General features: G+C 70.4%; 17 protein-coding genes and 1 pseudogene. 7 read left to right on the top strand and 11 right to left on the bottom strand.

What is annotated here, in order from left to right; genetic code table 11:
* The first annotated feature begins 11 nt into the window (after positions 1 to 11).
* The 3 genes from AB0878_RS15860 to AB0878_RS15850 are packed head-to-tail and all read left to right on the top strand — an operon-like array spanning position 12 to position 2,571.
* Positions 12 to 956 carry a sugar kinase gene (locus tag AB0878_RS15860; protein ID WP_366580372.1) on the top strand — a complete coding sequence of 315 codons (945 nt, stop codon included), beginning with the start codon at positions 12 to 14 and terminating at the stop codon, positions 954 to 956.
* Positions 953 to 1,567: a bifunctional 4-hydroxy-2-oxoglutarate aldolase/2-dehydro-3-deoxy-phosphogluconate aldolase gene (locus AB0878_RS15855; protein ID WP_366580370.1), complete on the top strand. Its 615-nt coding sequence runs from the start codon at positions 953 to 955 to the stop codon at positions 1,565 to 1,567. The genes AB0878_RS15860 and AB0878_RS15855 overlap by 4 nt, the downstream gene beginning before the upstream one ends.
* Positions 1,564 to 2,571 carry a lactonase family protein gene (locus tag AB0878_RS15850; protein ID WP_366580369.1) on the top strand — a complete coding sequence of 336 codons (1,008 nt, stop codon included), beginning with the start codon at positions 1,564 to 1,566 and terminating at the stop codon, positions 2,569 to 2,571. The genes AB0878_RS15855 and AB0878_RS15850 overlap by 4 nt, the downstream gene beginning before the upstream one ends.
* A gap of 63 nt (positions 2,572 to 2,634) precedes the next feature.
* Here AB0878_RS15850 and AB0878_RS15845 read toward each other — a convergent pair whose 3' ends face one another.
* Genes AB0878_RS15845 through AB0878_RS15830 form a run of 4 tightly spaced genes read right to left on the bottom strand, consistent with a single transcriptional unit; the run spans position 2,635 to position 7,790 of the window.
* Positions 2,635 to 4,689 (bottom strand): alpha-galactosidase, encoded by a 2,055-nt coding sequence (locus tag AB0878_RS15845; protein WP_366580367.1) that lies wholly within the window; start codon positions 4,687 to 4,689, stop codon positions 2,635 to 2,637.
* Positions 4,686 to 5,573: a carbohydrate ABC transporter permease gene (locus AB0878_RS15840; protein WP_366580366.1), complete on the bottom strand. Its 888-nt coding sequence runs from the start codon at positions 5,571 to 5,573 to the stop codon at positions 4,686 to 4,688. The genes AB0878_RS15845 and AB0878_RS15840 overlap by 4 nt, the downstream gene beginning before the upstream one ends.
* Positions 5,574 to 5,575: 2 nt before the next feature.
* Positions 5,576 to 6,481 (bottom strand): sugar ABC transporter permease, encoded by a 906-nt coding sequence (locus AB0878_RS15835; RefSeq protein ID WP_366580364.1) that lies wholly within the window; start codon positions 6,479 to 6,481, stop codon positions 5,576 to 5,578.
* A 1-nt stretch (position 6,482) separates the two neighbouring features.
* The gene (locus tag AB0878_RS15830; protein WP_366580362.1) at positions 6,483 to 7,790 is read right to left on the bottom strand and encodes an ABC transporter substrate-binding protein; all 1,308 of its coding nucleotides are present in this window, start codon (positions 7,788 to 7,790) and stop codon (positions 6,483 to 6,485) included.
* 164 nt (positions 7,791 to 7,954) lie between these two features.
* Between AB0878_RS15830 and AB0878_RS15825 the strand changes: the two genes are divergently transcribed.
* Positions 7,955 to 8,659, top strand: a complete 705-nt coding sequence (locus AB0878_RS15825) for a FadR/GntR family transcriptional regulator (protein WP_366580361.1) — start codon at positions 7,955 to 7,957, stop codon at positions 8,657 to 8,659.
* Positions 8,660 to 8,663: 4 nt separating this feature from the next.
* Here AB0878_RS15825 and AB0878_RS15820 read toward each other — a convergent pair whose 3' ends face one another.
* The 3 genes from AB0878_RS15820 to AB0878_RS15810 all read right to left on the bottom strand — a co-directional run bounded on the left by AB0878_RS15820 (position 8,664) and on the right by AB0878_RS15810 (position 10,495).
* Positions 8,664 to 9,263, bottom strand: a complete 600-nt coding sequence (locus AB0878_RS15820; protein ID WP_366580359.1) for a TetR family transcriptional regulator — start codon at positions 9,261 to 9,263, stop codon at positions 8,664 to 8,666.
* 37 nt (positions 9,264 to 9,300) lie between these two features.
* Complete coding sequence (locus AB0878_RS15815) at positions 9,301 to 9,624, bottom strand: hypothetical protein (RefSeq protein ID WP_366580358.1); 324 nt, start codon at positions 9,622 to 9,624, stop codon at positions 9,301 to 9,303.
* 361 nt (positions 9,625 to 9,985) lie between these two features.
* Positions 9,986 to 10,495 (bottom strand): SigE family RNA polymerase sigma factor, encoded by a 510-nt coding sequence (locus AB0878_RS15810; RefSeq protein ID WP_366580356.1) that lies wholly within the window; start codon positions 10,493 to 10,495, stop codon positions 9,986 to 9,988.
* A gap of 137 nt (positions 10,496 to 10,632) precedes the next feature.
* Between AB0878_RS15810 and AB0878_RS15805 the strand changes: the two genes are divergently transcribed.
* From AB0878_RS15805 to AB0878_RS15795, 3 genes are all read left to right on the top strand, one after another.
* On the top strand, positions 10,633 to 11,652 hold the full coding sequence (locus tag AB0878_RS15805; protein WP_366580354.1) for a GntG family PLP-dependent aldolase: 1,020 nt from the start codon (positions 10,633 to 10,635) through the stop codon (positions 11,650 to 11,652).
* The gene (locus AB0878_RS15800) at positions 11,649 to 12,227 is read left to right on the top strand and encodes an HAD family phosphatase (protein WP_366580352.1); all 579 of its coding nucleotides are present in this window, start codon (positions 11,649 to 11,651) and stop codon (positions 12,225 to 12,227) included. Before AB0878_RS15805 ends, AB0878_RS15800 begins: the two co-directional genes overlap by 4 nt.
* Positions 12,228 to 12,319: 92 nt before the next feature.
* Positions 12,320 to 13,132, top strand: a complete 813-nt coding sequence (locus AB0878_RS15795) for an SAM-dependent methyltransferase (protein WP_366580350.1) — start codon at positions 12,320 to 12,322, stop codon at positions 13,130 to 13,132.
* Positions 13,133 to 13,142: 10 nt separating this feature from the next.
* Here the strand turns inward: AB0878_RS15795 and AB0878_RS15790 are convergent, their stop codons facing one another.
* The 4 genes and pseudogenes from AB0878_RS15790 to AB0878_RS15775 all read right to left on the bottom strand — a co-directional run.
* On the bottom strand, positions 13,143 to 14,063 hold the full coding sequence (locus tag AB0878_RS15790) for an alpha/beta hydrolase (RefSeq protein WP_366580348.1): 921 nt from the start codon (positions 14,061 to 14,063) through the stop codon (positions 13,143 to 13,145).
* Positions 14,064 to 14,219: 156 nt separating this feature from the next.
* Positions 14,220 to 14,405 carry a hypothetical protein gene (locus tag AB0878_RS15785; RefSeq protein ID WP_220245147.1) on the bottom strand — a complete coding sequence of 62 codons (186 nt, stop codon included), beginning with the start codon at positions 14,403 to 14,405 and terminating at the stop codon, positions 14,220 to 14,222.
* A gap of 122 nt (positions 14,406 to 14,527) precedes the next feature.
* Positions 14,528 to 15,694, bottom strand: a complete 1,167-nt coding sequence (locus AB0878_RS15780; RefSeq protein ID WP_366580345.1) for an aminotransferase class I/II-fold pyridoxal phosphate-dependent enzyme — start codon at positions 15,692 to 15,694, stop codon at positions 14,528 to 14,530.
* A gap of 109 nt (positions 15,695 to 15,803) precedes the next feature.
* Positions 15,804 to 16,019, bottom strand: a pseudogene (locus AB0878_RS15775) (transglycosylase SLT domain-containing protein); the annotation flags it as partial.
* Positions 16,020 to 16,786: the final 767 nt, after the last annotated feature.

Here is a 16,786-nt window from a genome sequence, read left to right as displayed (position 1 = left end):
TGCTGCCTGCGATGAACGACATCGAAGTCCTCACCCTGGGCGAAGCGATGCGACTGCTGCTCGCGGAACCCGGCGTCGCGCTGCGGCGCGCGCACACCTTCACCGCGTCCGTGGCCGGGGCCGAAGCCAACGTGTCGGTCGGCCTCGCGCGGCTCGGCCACCGCGTGCGCTGGCTCAGCCGCGTCGGCGACGACTCGTCCGGCGCCGCCGTGCTGAGCACGCTGCGGGCCGAAGGCGTGGACGTCTCGGGCGTCGAGGTGGACCCGGCCGGGTTCACCGGACTGCTGCTGCGCGACGACACCCCGGGCCGCGGCATCGACGTGCAGTACCACCGCGCGGGTTCGGCGGCGTGCTCGCTGTCGGCCGACTACGTCCGCGCCGCCGGCCTCGGCGGCGCGCGGCTCGTGCTGGTCTCGGGCATCACGGCGATGCTGTCGCTGTCCGCGCGCGACGCGGTGCTGGCGTTGTTCGAGCTGGCGCGCGCGGCGGGGGCGACGATCGCGTTCGACCCCAACGTGCGGCTCAAGCTGGCGTCGCCCGCGCAGTGGCGCGAGACCGTGGGACCGCTGCTGCACCAGGCGGATCTGGTGTTCGCCGGCGAGGACGAGCTGGAGCTGCTCGACGCTTCGGCCGCCGACCTGGTCGCCAAGGGTGTCGGCACGGTCGTGGTGAAGCAGCGCGACAAGGTGGCGCGCGCGGTCACGGCCGAGTACGAGTGGAGCCAGGAAACCCTGGTCACGCAGGTCGTCGACCCGGTGGGCGCAGGCGACGCGCTCACGTCCGGCTACCTGTCGTCCTGGCTGCGCGGTGGTTCGCCCGCCGAAGCGCTGCTGGCCGGCGCGGTGTCGGCGGCGCTGGTCGTCGGCACGCGCACGGATCTGGAAGGACTGCCCGACCGGGCCGAACTGGCCCGCACGAGCGCCGCCCTCGGTGGCGGCGAGGAGGTACACCGATGAGCTACCGCTGGGAGATCACGCACGCCGCCCTGCGGCAAGGGGTCGTGGGCATCGTGCGGACCGCGGATGCCGCGTCCGCCGTGGTCGCCGCTCGTGCCGCCGTGGACGCGGGCCTGCGGTCGATCGAGGTCCCGCTCACCAACTCCGGTGCCCTGGCGGCGATCGAGGAGCTCACGGCGGCGTACCCCGACGCCGTGATCGGTGCCGGCACCGTGCTCGACCAGGCCTCCGCCGTGCTCGCGATCCGTGCGGGAGCGCGGTTCCTGGTGTCTCCGAACTTCGAGGCCGCCGTGATCCGCACCGCTCACCGGTACGGCGCGGCCGCGTTCCCGGGCGCCGGCTCGGTGACGGAAATCGTGCGGGCGCTGGAAGAGGGCGCCGACGCGGTGAAGGTCTTCCCGGCCACGGCGCTGGGCCCGCGGTGGGTCAAGGACGTGCGCGCGGCGCTGCCGCAGGCGCCGCTCGTGCCGACGGGTGGAATCGCTCCCGAGGACGTGCCAGAGTGGCTCGCGGCGGGCGCGGTCGCGGTCGGCATGGGCTCGGCGCTCACGCGCGGGACCGCCGACGACATCAGGGCCCGCGTGGCCGCGATGGTGAGGGAGGGCTCGTGACGGACGTCGTGCTGGTCGGCTGCTACACCGCCGAGATGGGCGGGAAGGGCAGTGGCATCGCCACGTTCCGCCGGGACTCGGCCGGGGGGCTGACCTGGGAGTCGACGCTGGTGCTGAGGTCGCCGTCGTGGCTGGTCAAGCACCCGACGTTGCCGGTGCTCTACGCCACCAATGAGACCGACGAGGGCGCGGTCAGCTCGGTGTCGCTTGTGGACGGAGAGCCGTCCTTGCTCGACGAGGAGGTACCCAGCGGCGGCGCGCACCCGTGCCACCTCACAGTGACTCCCGACGGGCGGTTCCTGCTGTGCGCCAACTACACCGGCGGCAGCCTCGCGGTGTTCGGCCTGTCGCGTGAGGGCCGCATCACCGGCCGCACGGACCTGGTGCAGCACAGCGGCACCGGCCCGAACTCCGCACGCCAGGAGTCCGCGCACGTCCACATGGCCGTGCCGAACGCCGACGGCTCCGTGGTGAGCGCCGTGGACCTGGGCACGGACGAGATCCGCAGCTACACGCTGTCCTCCGAAGGCACACTGTCGCCGCTCGCCGTGTCGAAGCTGCCCCCGGGCAGCGGGCCTCGCCAGCTCGTGCGGATTGCCGGCTCGGACCTGGCCTACGTGGCCTGTGAGCTGTCCAGCGAGGTGCTGACGGTGCGCGAGACGTCCCCGGGCGCATTCGAGGTCGTGGCTTCGACACCGGCCACGCACGGCGCCTTCGAGGGCGAGAACATCGTGGCGCAGCTGGAGATCCTGGGCTCCGAGGTGTACCTGTCGAACCGCGGTGCGGACTGCATCACGTCGTTCGCCGGCTCACCGCTGGCCGCCGTCGCCGACCAGCCCTGCGGCGCGCACCCGCGCCATTTCGCCGTGGCGGACGGCACCTGCTACGTCGCGGCGCAGTCGGACGACACGATCACCGCGTTCCCGCTCGGTCAGCTGGGGAAGGCCGAAGTCGTGAAGTACCCGACGGGTTCGCCGAGCTTCGTGCTGCCGCTGGACCTGTAAGTCTTTCGGAGAACGAACAACGCCCTGCCGGCTCGGTGAAGCCGGCAGGGCGTTGTTCTGTGTTCAGACCCGGGTCAGGACGAACACGTCCGCGTCGTGCGCCGCGGTCCATTCGACCGGCAGGCCGACGTGCGTGAGGTGGGCGCCGGAGTACTCCTGGCCCGCCTCGTCGCGGTAAGCGGCGGCCGGGTCGAGGCCGTGCAGCCGGATGCGGGACGAGCGACCGGGCACGAGTGGCGTGCCGATCACCTGGCCGGTGTTCCACGCCAAGACCACGATCTCGTCGCCCAGCGTGTACTGGTTGGCCGCCGTTGGCTTCTCCGGTCCGGAAAGGACGCGGCACCGTCCCGTGTGGAGGATCGGCCGCAAAGCCTTGTACCGCGCGATCAGCTCCGCGGCTTCTGCCCGCTGGTCGGCGTTCCAGTGCGACAAATCCGCGCCGATGCCCAGCACGCCCGCCATCGCGAGCACGAACCGGAACCGCAGCGAGCGCGGCCGCCAGTCGAACACGCCGGGTGCGTCCGTGACCCACGAACTCATCAGGTGCGGCGCGTGCATCAGCAGGAACCCGTCCTGGATGCGCAGGCGGTCGAGCGGCGCGGTGTTGTCGCTGGGCCACACGACGTCGCTGCGCGAGACCGTCGCCAGGTCCGTGCGGCCACCACCGCCGGCGCACGACTCGACGACGAGGTCGGGGTACGTCGTGCGCAGGTGGTCGAGCAGCCGGTGGTAGTTGGCGACGTGCTCGGCGTCCAGGTCCGCCGCCGGCGCGCCGGGGCGGCCGCGTTCGGTCGGCGGCCGGTTCATGTCCCACTTGAGGTAGGAGATCGGGTACGCGGTGAGCAGCTCGTCGAGCACTCCGCGCACGTACTCGAACACCTCGGGCTTGCCGAGGTCGAGCAGCAGCTGGTTGCGGATCAGCGTCGCCGGGCGGCCGTCGAGGCGGTAGACCCAGTCGGAGTGCTCGGCGTAGAGCTGCGACTTCGGGCTGATCGCCTCGGGCTCCACCCACAGGCCGAAGTCCAGGCCCAGCCCACGCACGGAGTCGACGAACGCGCCGAAACCGCCCTCGAACGACGATTCCTCGGGTGTCCAGTCGCCGAGGCCGCCGGTGTCGTCGTCGCGGCCGACGAACCAGCCGTCGTCCACCACGAACAGCTCCACGCCCAGGTCCGCGGCCTGCTTGGCGAGGTCGAGCTGCCGTGCGCCGTTGACCTCGAACCCGGTGGCTTCCCAGGAGTTGTAGAGCACCGGGCGGCGCTTCTCGAGCCGCGGCCCGGCGAGCTTGCGCGAGTACGCGTGCCACACGTCGGCCAGGCCCGCGAGTCCGGCCACACTGGACGCCAAGGCCAGTTCCGGAGTGGACAGTGCGGCGCCGGGCTCAAGCCGGATCGGGCCGGGATTGGCCAGCCGGCCCGCGCGCACGCGCGTGAGACCACTCGGCTCGATCTCGGCGTCGAGCTCCCACGAACCCGACCAGGCCAGGGAAACGCCGTACGCGGGACCGTCCGGCTCACCCGCGTCCTGCACCGCGAGCCACGGCACGTACTGGTGCCCCGGCACGCCGAACCGGCTCTCCATGCGGAAGCCGCCGGCTTCGAGCACGGTCGTGCGGCGCGTGAACTCCTGCGACCACTGGCCGGTCAGGTACGTCAGCCGTGCACCGTCGAGTCCGGTCGGCACGCAGACGCCCGCCGAACCGAGGCGGTCGATCTCGACGGACGCGCTGCCGGTGTTCGTGAACTCGACCCACCGGCACAGCACGTCGGTGCCCGGTTCCGCGCGGTAACACTGCACCGCCCGCAGCCCGGTCACCTCGTCGACAAACGCCAGCCGCAGCACGGTTTCGGTGGACTCGTCGGCGTCGAAGCGCCACCACGAATCCCCCGCCACCGCAAGGTCCGCGCCCGAGAACGGCCGCAGCCCGCGCGGCGCGTACTCGACCGGCGCGGCGTCCGCGTCGGTGATGAAGTGCACGTCACCACGATTGGCCAGCGGCGACGGACCACGCTCGACGCCGCGCGGACCCCACGCGACGAGCTCCAGCCACCGGTTCGCCGGCTCCAGCGTGACGGTGTACGAAGTGGACTCGAGTTCGAGTGTCCACCGTTGGTTCACTTGATCGCCCCGATCGCGAGCCCGGAGATGAAGTGCTTCTGGAACCGCAGGAACACGGCCACGGTGGGCACGGCGGCGATCACCGAACCCGCCGCGATCACGTTCCAGTTGGACACGTACTGGCCCTGCAGGCCGAGCAACGCCGGCGTCACCGGCATCACGGTTTCCGTGCGCAGCACGGTGATCGACCACAGCAGGTCGTTGAACGTCCAGGTGAACGCCAGCGCGCCGAGCGCCGCCAGTGCCGGGCGGGTCATCGGCAGGATGATGCGCCAGAAGATGGCGATCGGCCCGGCGCCGTCGATCAGCGCCGCCTGCTGGATCTCGTCCGGAATGGACCGCATGAAACCCTGCAGCACGAACGTGTAGAAGCCGAGCCCGAAGCCGACCTGCACGATGATCAGTGCCGTGAGCGTGTCGTAGATGCCGAGCAGCTCGGACAGCTTCGACACCGGCACCAGCAGGATCTGCGGCGGCAGCAGGTTGCCCGACAGCATCACGAGGATGATCGTGCGGCGGAACGGGATCTGGTAACGGCTCAGCGCGAACGCCGCGGCCGACGCGAGCAGCAGCGACAGCAGCACGGTCGGGATCGTGACGATGAAACTGTTGAGCATCGCGTGGCCACCGCCGCCGACGCCCCACGCCTCACCGAACGAGCTGAGGTCGAACGAGTGCGGCAGCGCGCCGAGGCCGTTGCTCGCGATGTCCGAAAAGGACCGGACGCTGGTCGTGATGACCAGCACGATCGGCAGCAGCCACAGGACCGACAGGCCGCCGGCGACCAGGTGGAAACCGAACGTGCGGCCCTGCTTGCCGTGGCCGCGCTTGGCCGGGACTCGTTCCTCCGGCGCGGCAGGAGCTGCCGGCCGGGTCGTGGTCACGCTCACTGGTCCTCCCGGAACGCTCGCACGAGGTAGGTCACGATCACACCGAACGCGAGGACGAAGATCACCACGGCCAGCGCGGACGCGTAACCGAGCCGCAGCGACTGGAACGCGGTGGAGTACATGTAGGTGCTCAGCAGCTCGGACGAGTGGTACGGCCCGCCCTTCGTCATCGACCACACCACGTCGAACGACCGCAGCGAGTCGATGATGATCACCGACAGGACCACGGAGTTGACGCTGCGCAGCTGCGGCCACGTCACGTGCCGGAACTGCTGCCAGGCCGTGGCACCGTCCAATTTGGCCGCTTCGTACAGCGCGGGGTCGATGCCCTTGAGACCGGCCAGGTACAGCACCATCACGTAACCGAGCTGGCGCCACAAAGCCGGCACCAGCACCGCGTAGAGCGCCGTGTCGGGATCGGCGAGCCACGAGTGTTTCCAGCTGTCCAGGCCGATCGCGCCGAGGATGTTGTTGAACACGCCGTCGGGCTGGTAGATCGCCTGCCAGATCAGCGCGGTCGCGACCAGCGAGAACACCACGGGCGTGAACAGCGCGGCCCGGTAGAAGCCGACGCCCTTGCGCTCGCGGTTGAGCAGCATGGCGAGCCCGAGCCCACCGGCCGCCGACAACCCGCCGAACAGCACGATCCAGATCACCGTGTCGAGCGCGGCCGTGCCGAAGATGTCGTCGGACAGCATCTCGGCGTAGTTGTCGAGCCCCACGAACGTCGGTGCGGAGACCCCGTCCCAGTTGGTCAGCGACAGGTAGAACCCCTGCAGCGCCGGCCAGAAGACCCAGAAGCCCTCGACAGCGACGGGCACGAGCACGAACAGGAGGAGCGTCGGCGGCACGCGGCGGACCGCGCGCCGTCGACGCTTCACCGGGGCAGCGAGCACCGCCATGTCAGGACTGCCCCTGCCAGACCTTCGCCGCGGCCGTCTGCCAGTCGCTCAGGATCGAGTCGAGCTCGTTGGGCTTCTGGATGAAGCGGATCAGGGCGGCGTCGGCCGTCGGCTGCAGCGCGTCGGAGGAGTCGCGGTTGAAGAACTGCGTGAGCTCCTTGGCGTCGTTGAGCAGCTTCCGTCCCTTTTGGACCAGCGGCGTACCGGAGTCCTTGGCCGACGGGTTCGCGGGCAGCACGGTGCCGGAGGAGTTCTTGATGTAGAGCTCCTGCGCCTCGGGCGTGGCCACGTACTTGAACCACTCCTTGACCTCGGCCACGTGCGGCGTGCGGGCGCTGGCGAAAAACCCGTCGGTCGGGCCTTCCTCGGCGACGGGCACGCTCGGGTCGAGGATCGGGAACTGGAAGAAGTCGAGGTCGTCGATCGCGTTCTTCGGGGCGGCGTCGGCGAAGAAGGTGCCGGTGAGCACCATGCCGGTCTTGCCCTGCAGCAGCACGGTGGTGGCGTCCTGGAACGCGAGCGCCGTGCCGTTCGGGTCGGTGTAGGGCAGCACCTGGCGCCACGGGTCGAAGATCTTCTTGACCTTCGGGTCGTCGAAGCGGCCGCGCCCGGCGAGCAGGTCGCGGTGGAACTGCGCGCCGTTGATGCGGATGTTGAGGTAGTCGAACCACGCCGAGGCGGTCCACTGCGTGCCGCCGCCCGCGCCGAGGCCGATGGGCGAGATGCCCTTGCCCTTCAACGTCTCGCACAGCGCGAGGAACTCGCTCCAGTTCGTCGGCGGCTTCACGCCCCACTTGGCGAAGTTGGACTTGCGGTAGAAGAAGCCCCACCAGTAGTAGCTGGTGGGCACGAAGACCTGGTGGCCCGCGCCGTCGCCCGAGAGGGTGCGCATGGCCTGGGAGTAGTTGCCCATCGTCTGCCACACGTCGCCGACGTCGAGCAGCAGGCCCTTCTTCGCGTAACCCGACAGCAGCGAACCCGGGTACCACGTGAACGTGTCGGGCGGGTTCGCCGAGGTCAGGTAGCTCGGCAGCTGGGTGCGGAAGGTCTCCGACGCGACGGTGTTGACCGTCGCGGTCGCGCCGCCCTTGTCCCCGAACGCCTTGGCGAGCGCCTCGATGGCGACCTTCGCCTGCGGCGAGGAGAGGTTCGACTGGACGGTGACCGCACCGGCGGCCTGTTTCACCGGGCCGTTGGAGGCCGAGGTGGCGCACGCGGCGAGGAAGCTGCTCGAACCGAGTGCTCCCAGGCCGACGAGGCCGGCGTTGCGCAGGAAATGACGGCGGGACAGGCCTGCTGCAGTCGTCATCGCTGTGACCCCTTTGTCTGAATGGAGCGTCGCTCCCCTGCGGGGGAGTGACTGCTGGCACAGACTTGCAACCGGGCTGGCGGCTGTCAAGATGTATTCATAATTTATGACGTAATCGCGTCCGAGGTAGGATGACTCCGCACTGCCGACTGAGGGGACCTCCATTGTCCGAACACCGGCCCCGCGGTCTGCACGGACAGACCGTGGAGACGCTCGCCGCCCGGATCCTGTCCGACGAGTGGGGCGAGGGCACCGTGCTCGACCTGCCCGCGCTGCGCGAAGAGCTCGACATCTCGTTGACCGCGCTGCGCGAGGCGCTCAAAGTGCTGGCCGCCAAGGGAATGATCGACGCGCGCCAGAAGCGCGGCACCTTCGTGCAGCCCCGCGACCAGTGGAACATGCTCGACACCGACGTCATGCGCTGGCAAACCGCGGCCAGCGACAACCCAGGCCTGCTCGACGAGCTGACCGAGGTCCGCACCGTCGTCGAACCCGCCGCCGCCCGCATCGCCGCCGAACGCGCGGACGCCGTGGATCTCGCGGCTTTGCAGGCCGCCCTCGACGACATGACCACCGCCGGCGACGACCCCGAAGCCAGCGTCCGCGCCGACCTGACCTTCCACCGCGCCCTGATGACCGCGACGCACAACAACTTCCTGCTTCAGGTCGAACGCGTCATCGCCATCGGGCTGGCCGAGCGCGACAAGCTGGTGCACGGATCGGGGCCCTCGGACAACCCCGTGCCCTCCCACCGGAAGGTCCTGGACGCAATCCTGGCCCGAGATCCGGGGGCGGCGGAGGGTGCGATGTTCGCGTTGGTGACGAAGTCCCGGGACGACTTGGACAAGGCGAAGAAGTCGCGGCGGTAGGCGGTCAGCTTTCGGCGAGCGCCGCCTGCAACATCCTCGCCGCAGCGGCCCGCGGCGCCGGGTCGATGGCGATCAGGGCGTTCACCACCGCGCCGTCGACCAGTGCGACCAGGCGCTCCAGCTCCGCCGCGGACACGGGCGTGCCCGAGCGGGTGAAGATCTCCAGCAGCAGTTCGTTCAGCTGGTCCGACAGCGTCCGCATCAACGGTCGCAGATACGGCCGCCGCCCGGTGGCCACGAGGCGCTCGTAGCGCAGCAGCACGGCCTCGGCGTCGGCTTCCGGGTCGCCGGAGGGCGGGCCGAGCAGGAGGTCGAGCACGAGCTCCACGGTCGCCGAGACGCCGCGGTTGCGGGTGGCCAGCTCCTCCAGCTGCTGCCGCCCGTTGGCGAGCTCCACCTGCGAGTGGTGCTCGACCGCGGCGGTCACCAGGTCCTCGAGCGAGTCGAAGTAGTACGTCGTGGACGCGAGCGGCAGGCCGGCCCGCTCGGCGACGGCTCGGTGGCGCACCGCGTCGAACCCGCCTTCGGCGAGCAGCTCCGCCGCGGCTTCGACGAGGGTGGCTCGGCGGCGCTCGCCCTTGGGGGTGGTTGCTGCTGCCGTCATGGCCGGTCATTCTGCCAGCCGCGCCATCAACGGGCCGTCAGAACCGGGGTGCCAGCGAGGCGGCGAAGCGCGCCAGTTCACCGGCGTACGGCGCGGGGTGCCCGAACGTCCCCGGCACACTCACCAGCACGAGGGTCCCGCCGGTACCGGTGGCAGCACGCGCGGTGACCGCTCCGGCCGACTGGGCCGGGTACGTCACCGGCGCCCCGCGCGGGAAGACGGCCACGGAGATCGCGCCGTCCGGCAGGGGGAACCCGGCGCCGCGGGCGCCCGTCGTACAGACGCTGCCCTGGGAGGCTTCCGTGGCGGTGAAGTGGCCTGGGAGCTCGCCAGCGAGGGCGGTGGCGAGCTCCCAGTCCACCTTTTCGCACCCGGAGGCGCCTTCGACCCGAGGGCCGGTCCTCCCGTCTCCACTGCCTCCCTGCTGAGGCGGCAGAGCCGGGAAGTTCCCCTCCCCAGTACCCAAAGGACGCGCAGCCGACACACCGGGTTGCGCGGGAGCTTCGGCCGAATTCATGACAGCGGCGGAATCGGGCTTACCGCCCGTACCGGCCACGAGCCCGTACGCTCCGAAGCCCAGCAAAGCCAGGACCACAGCGCTGCCACCAGCGGCAATGCGGTTGCGGCGGCGCAACGTCAGCCGGCGCGACTCGCGCACGACGTCGTCCTTCGTGAACGTGGCAGGCGGCACCTCGCCAGGCAGAGTGGAGAACAACTCACGCTCATCCATTGGCCTCCACCTCCCGTTCCAGCACCTCTCGCAGGTTCGCCAGCCCTCGCGCGGTCTGGCTCTTCACGTTGCCCTCGCTGCAGCCCAGCGCCTTCGCCGCGGCCGTCACGTCCAGGCCCTCGAAGAACCGCAGCACCAGCACAGCGCGTTGTTTCGGCGGCACTTCCTTCAACGCCGCCAGCAGGTCTTCCCTGGTCGCGACGCTGTCGGCCAGGCCGGGGCCGTCCGGTGCCGGCTCCGGCATGACCTCGGTCTGCCACTCCCGGCGCCACGGCCGGCGCGCCTCGTCGATGACGGCGCGCACGAGCGTCTTGCGGACGTACGCGTCGGTCGCGGCGCGGTCCCTGATCTTCTTCCACCTCCGGTGCAGCGCGACGAACGCCGTCTGGGCGAGGTCGTCGGCCTTGTGCCAATCGCCACAGAGCAAGTACGCGGTCCGGCGCACGGCGTCCCGCTTCGCGGAGAAGTACTCCGCGAACTCGTCTTCGTCGCGCTGGTCCACGCGGTCTGCTGCTCCGCTCTTCTGCTCATCCGTCCTCAATGACGGAACCGGGGGCGTCCACGGTTGCACGAGACCGCCGATTCCCTCCACCCCCCGCCGCATTGATCGCGCGGGTGGCGGTGTGATGTGATCGCGGCGTGACCTCGACTCCGCTCGATTTCCGCTCCGACACCGTCACCCGCCCGGATCGGCGCATGCGGGCCGCCATGGCCGAGGCCGAGGTCGACGACAACGTGATCGGCATCGACCCGACCATCGCCCGGCTCGAAGAGCGCGCCGCCGAGACGCTCGGCATGCCCGCCGCGCTGTGGACGCCCAGCGGGACCATGGCGAACCTCATCGCCCTGTCCGTGCACCTCCAGCGCGGCGACCGCTTCCTCGCGACGCGCGGCGCCCACGTGCTCACCAACGAGCTCGGCTCCGCCGCGTGGCTCGCCGGCGGCATGCCCGACATCCTGGAGCACGACGCCGGCCCCGGCCGCCCCACGCCCGACCTGCTGCGCGCCTCCATCGGCAACCCCGGTCCGTATTTCACACTGCGCACCACGCTGCTCTGCCTGGAGAACACGCACAACGCGGCCGGCGGCGCCGTCACCCCGCCCGAGGAGCACGCGCAGCTCGTGGCCGTCGCGAAGGAGGCCGGGCTCAACGTCCACCTCGACGGCGCGCGCATCTGGCACGCGTCCGTCGCGCTGGGGGTGCCGCCCGCCGCGCTGACCGTCGGTGCCGACAGCGTGAGCGCGTGTTTCAGCAAGGGCCTCGGCGCGCCGGTCGGCTCGGTCGTCGCGGGCACCGTCGAGTTCGTGGAGCGGGCGCGCCGGATGCGCCAGATGCTCGGCGGCGGCGTGCGCCAGGGCGGTGTCCTCGCCGCGGCCTGCCTGGTCGCGCTGGACAACGTCGGCGAGCTGGCCGAGACCCACGAGCACGCCCGGCGCCTGGCCGCAGGCCTGGCCGAGCACGGCTGGGGCGTCGCCACGCCGGACACCAACATCGTGCTCGCCGAGGTCCCCGACCTCGCCGTGGCCCTGGAGTGGCTCGGCTCGCTCGGTATCCAGGCGCTGCCGATGGCCGGCAAGGTGCGCTTCGTGCTGCACCGCGACCTCGAACCCACCGCCGTCGAAGACGCGCTGCAGCGCATCAAGGCGGCCTCGCGATGAACTGGATCGTCTTCGACTACGGCGAGGTCCTCTGCACGCGCACCACCGCGTTGCCGAAGCTCGCCGCCACGATGGGCGTGCCCGCCGAGGAGTTCGAGCCCGTCTACTGGGCGGTACGCGAGGCGTACGACCGCGGTTCGAGTGACCTCGAGTACTGGACGTCGATCGGCGACCGCGTGGGCGTACGAGTCGACGACACGATGTCGGAAGAGCTCACCGCCATCGACGTCGCGGGCTGGTCGAACCTGGCACCGTCGTCGCTGGAGCTGCTCGAAGCGCTGTCGGAAGCCGGGGCCGCGCTGGCGCTGCTGTCCAACGCGCCTTCGTCGTTCGGCAAGTGGGTGCGCGAGCAGGAGTGGGCGAAGCTGTTCCGCGTCACGCTGTTCTCGGGTGACGTGAAATTCGCCAAGCCCGACCCCGAGATTTTCCACCTGTTACTGGAAAAGCTCGAAGCGAAGCCGGAGGAGTGCCTGTTCTTCGACGACCGCGAGTCCAATGTGGAGGGAGCGCGCGCCGTCGGCATCCGGGCACAGCTGTGGGACGGCGCCGAGGCCGCCCGCGCCGCGCTCGACTGAGGCCGCACCCTCGCGACCCGGCCGCCCACCCGGCGTGAACCCGATCACCTAAGCTGTGCGCGTCCCGACGGATCTTCCCCGGTAGGTGCCCTGTGGCCGACCACCTCGCGCCGGTCGACTTCGACCGGCCGAGCAACGCGCGGGTGTACGACGCCCTGATGGGCGGCCGGGACCACTACGCCGCCGACCGCGCCGTGCTGCACCAGATCCTGGAGCTCGCGCCGGCCGCGCAGACGATGGCGCAGGAAGTGCGGCAGTGGCTGGTGCGCGCGGTGCGGATGCTCACCGACCGCCTGGGCGTGGACCAGTTCCTCGACCTCGGCTCGGGTTTCCCGACGGTGGAGAACACGCACCAGGTCGCGCAGCGCGTGAACCCCGAGGCGCACGTGGTGTACGTCGACCACGACCCGGTGGTGCAGGCCCACGGCCGCGCGCTGCTGGCGGAGAACGACTACACGCACATGGTCGGCGCCGATCTGCTCGACCCCGAGCGCACGCTGGCGCACCCGGACGTGACGGCCCACCTGGACTTCGAGCGTCCGCTGGGCCTCATCCTGTGCGCGGTGGTGCACCACATCCCCGACTTCGCCGTGGCGCGGGCGGTGGTGAAGGCCTACGTCGACGCGCTCGCGCCCGGCTCGTACGTCGTGCTGCTGCACCAGTACAACCCCGCGGACGGCAGCGCGGCCGCCGAGCTGGCGACGTCTCTGGAATCCCGCTTCGCCACCGCCGGCCTCGACACGCTCTACCGCACGCGCGAGGAGATCGCGTCGCTCTTCACCGGGCTCGAGCTCCTGCCGCCTGGCCTGACGTACCCCCACCTGTGGTGGCCGGGCGGCCCGCGTCTGGCCCCGCTCACACCGACGAACTTCACGACGCTGGCCGGGGTCGCGCGAGTTCCTTAGTCCACTGTGGTCAGTTCCGCCGGAAACACGAGTCGACGAAGTCGAAGATCAGCTTTTCCAGCCGGTCCTGGGTTTCGGGGTCGCGCAACATGTCGGTGCCGTGGGTTCCGCCGGGCAGGATCTCCAGGTGCTTGTCGGCCGGCGGCGCCCCGGACGCTTCGTACAGCTTCTTCACCTCGCCGATCATGTTGCCGCTGTAGTCATCCGGCTCGACGGCGAAGAACGCCGGCTTGGTGACCGTGCGGATGGCCGCCACCGAGTCGCCGCCGCAGTTGCTGGGCGAGGACAGGATCAGCAGGCCCACCAACTGCGGTTCCTTGGCCGCGAGCCGGGCGGCCGAGCTGCCGCCGCACGAGGCGCCGCCCAGCAGCATCGACTTCGCGCCGCGCCGGTGCAGCTCGGCGAGGGCGGCGCTGGTGTCGGTGTCGAAATTGCCGGTTACGGAGCCGTCGTTCTTCTGCGCCGCGCCATGGCCGCGGTACTCGAACACCATCACGTGGTAACCCTTGGCCGCGAGCTTCTCGGCGGTGTCCAGCCAGGAACAGATGTAGTAGCCGGACTCGTGGTCGAGGAGGATCCCGCGGTCACCGGAGCCGAGCTCGATCGCCGGCAGGTGGAAGCCGTCCGACGTGGTCAGGCTGAGCACCTGCGGATCGAGCCGGTCGGGCACGCAGGTGTTGACGGGGAAACCCGACGCGGTCTTGCGCGTACGCTCCGGCACGGTGACCTCGTACGGCCGCGGCGGGGTGGCGGGCGGCCGCTGGGTCTCCGGTGGTTTTGTGGAGGTCTGCCGCGTCGAGGTCTGCTGTGCCGGCTGGTCAGGGGCGGTGGCGTTGGGGTTGGCGGCGGCGTTGGAGTTGGCCGAGCACGCCGTGACGGCGAGTGCACACAGCAGAACGAGTAGTGACCCGGCGGTTCGAGTGGTGGTCATCGGTCCTTCCTCGGCGGAGCGGTACGCGCTCCACGGTGGCGGACCGATGTGAGGAAGCGATGAGGATCAGGTCAGGGTGCGAAAACGTCGATGCGGCGCCCAGCCGTCGTGGCCGGTCGCCGCACCGAAGGTCGCTTCCCCCTGAAGCCCGAGTGATCAGCGCCCGATGCGCTTCGCGTCCTTCTTGCCGCTGATCGCGCCGTAGGCCGCGGTGCCCAGGAACACCACGCCGCCGATGATCGCGATCCACAGCACGGCCTTGAACACGAAGCCGATCACCGCGCCGAGGACCATGAAGGCGATCCAGGCGACGATGAGCCCTCCGACGATCTTCCAGAACATGGCTCCTCCATGACGTTTCCGCGCCACGCCGGCCCGGTGCTGTCCAGCGTGCCACCCGCGGCGCGAAAACTCTCTCCGTCCAGCCAACGTTCAGGGGGATATCGGGGTTCCCCCTGACCGGTTCACCTGAGCCATTCCCCCAGGCGGCGGACGCCTTCGTCGACGTCCTCGGTGGCCCCGGCGAACGAGAACCGCACGAACTTGCCGCCGTCGACCGGGTCGAAGTCCACGCCCGGCGCGATCGCGACCCCGGTGTCGGCGAGCAGGCGCTGGCACCAGCTGAGGCTGTCGGTGGTGTAGGCGGAGACGTCGGCGTACGCGTAGAAGGCCCCTTCGGCGGGGGCGAGCTTGTCGAGACCGATTTTCTTGAGCCCCGCGAACAGCCGATCGCGGTTGCGCCGGTAGTGCTCCACGTGCGCGTCGGCCTCCGCATACGACTCCGGCGTGAACGCCGCGACGGCCGCGTGCTGCGCGATCGCGGGCGGGCAGATCGTGAAGTTGCCCGTGAGCACGTCCACGGCCCGGTGCAACCGCTGCGGCACGAGCATCCAGCCCAGCCGCCAGCCCGTCATCGCGAAGTACTTCGAGAACGAGCCCAGCACGAGCGCTTCGCGGCCGTACTGCCACGCGCAGTCGAGCTGCTTTTCGTAGGAGATGCCGTGGTAGATCTCGTCACTGATCAGCTGCACCCCGTGGGACGCGCACCAGCCCGAGATGGCCGCCAGCTCCCCGGGCGGCAGGACCGTGCCCGTCGGGTTGCTGGGGCTCGCCACGATGAGGCCGTCCAGCGGCCCCAGCTCGTCCAGCAGGTCGACGGTGGGCTGGAAGTTGGTCTCCGCGGTCGTTGCGAACTCCACGACCTCGCAGCCGAGCACCTTGAGCAGGTTCCGGTACGCCGGGTAACCGGGCCGCGCCATCGCCACCCGCGCCCCGGGGTCGAACGCGCTGAGGAAGCTCAGCAGGAAACCCCCGGACGACCCGGTGGTCATCACCACGTCCTGCGCGCTGACATCCACGTCGTACGTACTGCGGTAATGCCCCGCGACGGCCTCACGCAGCTCCGGGATGCCGAGCTGCTCGGTGTAGCCGAGCGTGTACTTGTCCAGCGCCTCTTTCGCCGCCCGCCGCACCGCCTCCGGCGCAGGCGCCGACGGCTGCCCCGCCGCCAGCGACACCAGGTCCCCGTGACTGCGCTGCCTCGCCTGCGCCGCGGACAGCACGTCCATCACGTGGAACGGGGGAACGCCGGCCCGCAGCGCGGGCCCACCGAAAGCACCGATGTCGACCATGCCGCCAGGCTAACCGGGCACGGCTCGTGAGCAACGGTTGCCGCTCACGAGCCGTGCTTCGGTTGTCTTGTTGTCGTGCCCTGCTTCGTGCCTTGCTGTCGTGCTTTGCTCAATACCCGCGGTACGCGCCACCGTGGGCCATCGCGGCGATACCCGGCACGTTGCTCATCGAGCCGTACCGATCGAGCGAATACCGCACACCCGCGATGATGTTGTCGACCGGGTTGTAGATGTTGTCGTGCCCCGGCAGCTTGTGCGCCTGGAACGTCGAGTCGATGCACTGCATCAGACCCTTGGAAGGGTGCCCGGCGGCAGCGTTCGAGTTGCCGGTGAGGAAGACGTGGTCGCCCTCGCGCGCGGTCCACGTGCCGAGTTCCGTCGTCACGCACCAGACGTCGGCGCGCCCGGCCGGCTCGCGGCGCAGGAACGCCCCGGTGACCACCGGGTTGTTCGCCCGCACGGCAGCCTCGCGCCGCCACGTCTCGTGCTCACTCGTACGGTCGGTGACCGACACGCGCGGCCGGGCGCCGGAGAGGTAGACGGCCAGCGTGATCGCCTCGAGCACCTCGCCCGGCGCCTGGTAGATCGTGACCTTCGGCTTGGTGAATCCCGGCCGCAGGTGCCACGTGCCCTCTGCGTCGGTCACGGCTTCGAGCCACGCTTCGCGCTGCGCGGTCGACATCGCCAGAACCTGGCGCACGGCCTCGGACTTCGGATTTCCCGCGCGGCGCAACAGGTCCTGCGCGTAGTCGTGGTCGATCCGGAACTGGTGCCTGAGTCCACAGCCACCGCGGTCGTCGACGTAGACCGCGTGCGGAACACCGTCGAGCAGCGCACGCAGCTTCCCGACCATGTCCGGTTTGGACTGTGCGATGGAGACGGTCGGCCGGTGGCGGCGGGTCTCGATGTGGCCGTCGCCCGCGATCCAGCCCAGGATCGCCGCCTCGCGCACCGTCACATCGAGCGCCGTGCCCGTGTCGGCGGGCGCCGCGAGCAGGATCCGGTCACGGCTGCCGACCTCGTCGGTGGTCACGAAGCGAGCTTCGTCGGCGTAGACGTTGCGCTGCGCTTCCGGGGCCACGCCGTGGATCT

Source organism: Amycolatopsis sp. NPDC047767 (assembly GCF_040704195.1).
GTDB lineage: Bacteria > Actinomycetota > Actinomycetes > Mycobacteriales > Pseudonocardiaceae > Amycolatopsis.
Note: the sequence above shows the minus strand (reverse complement) of the source record. Positions and strands in the feature narration are given on the sequence as shown.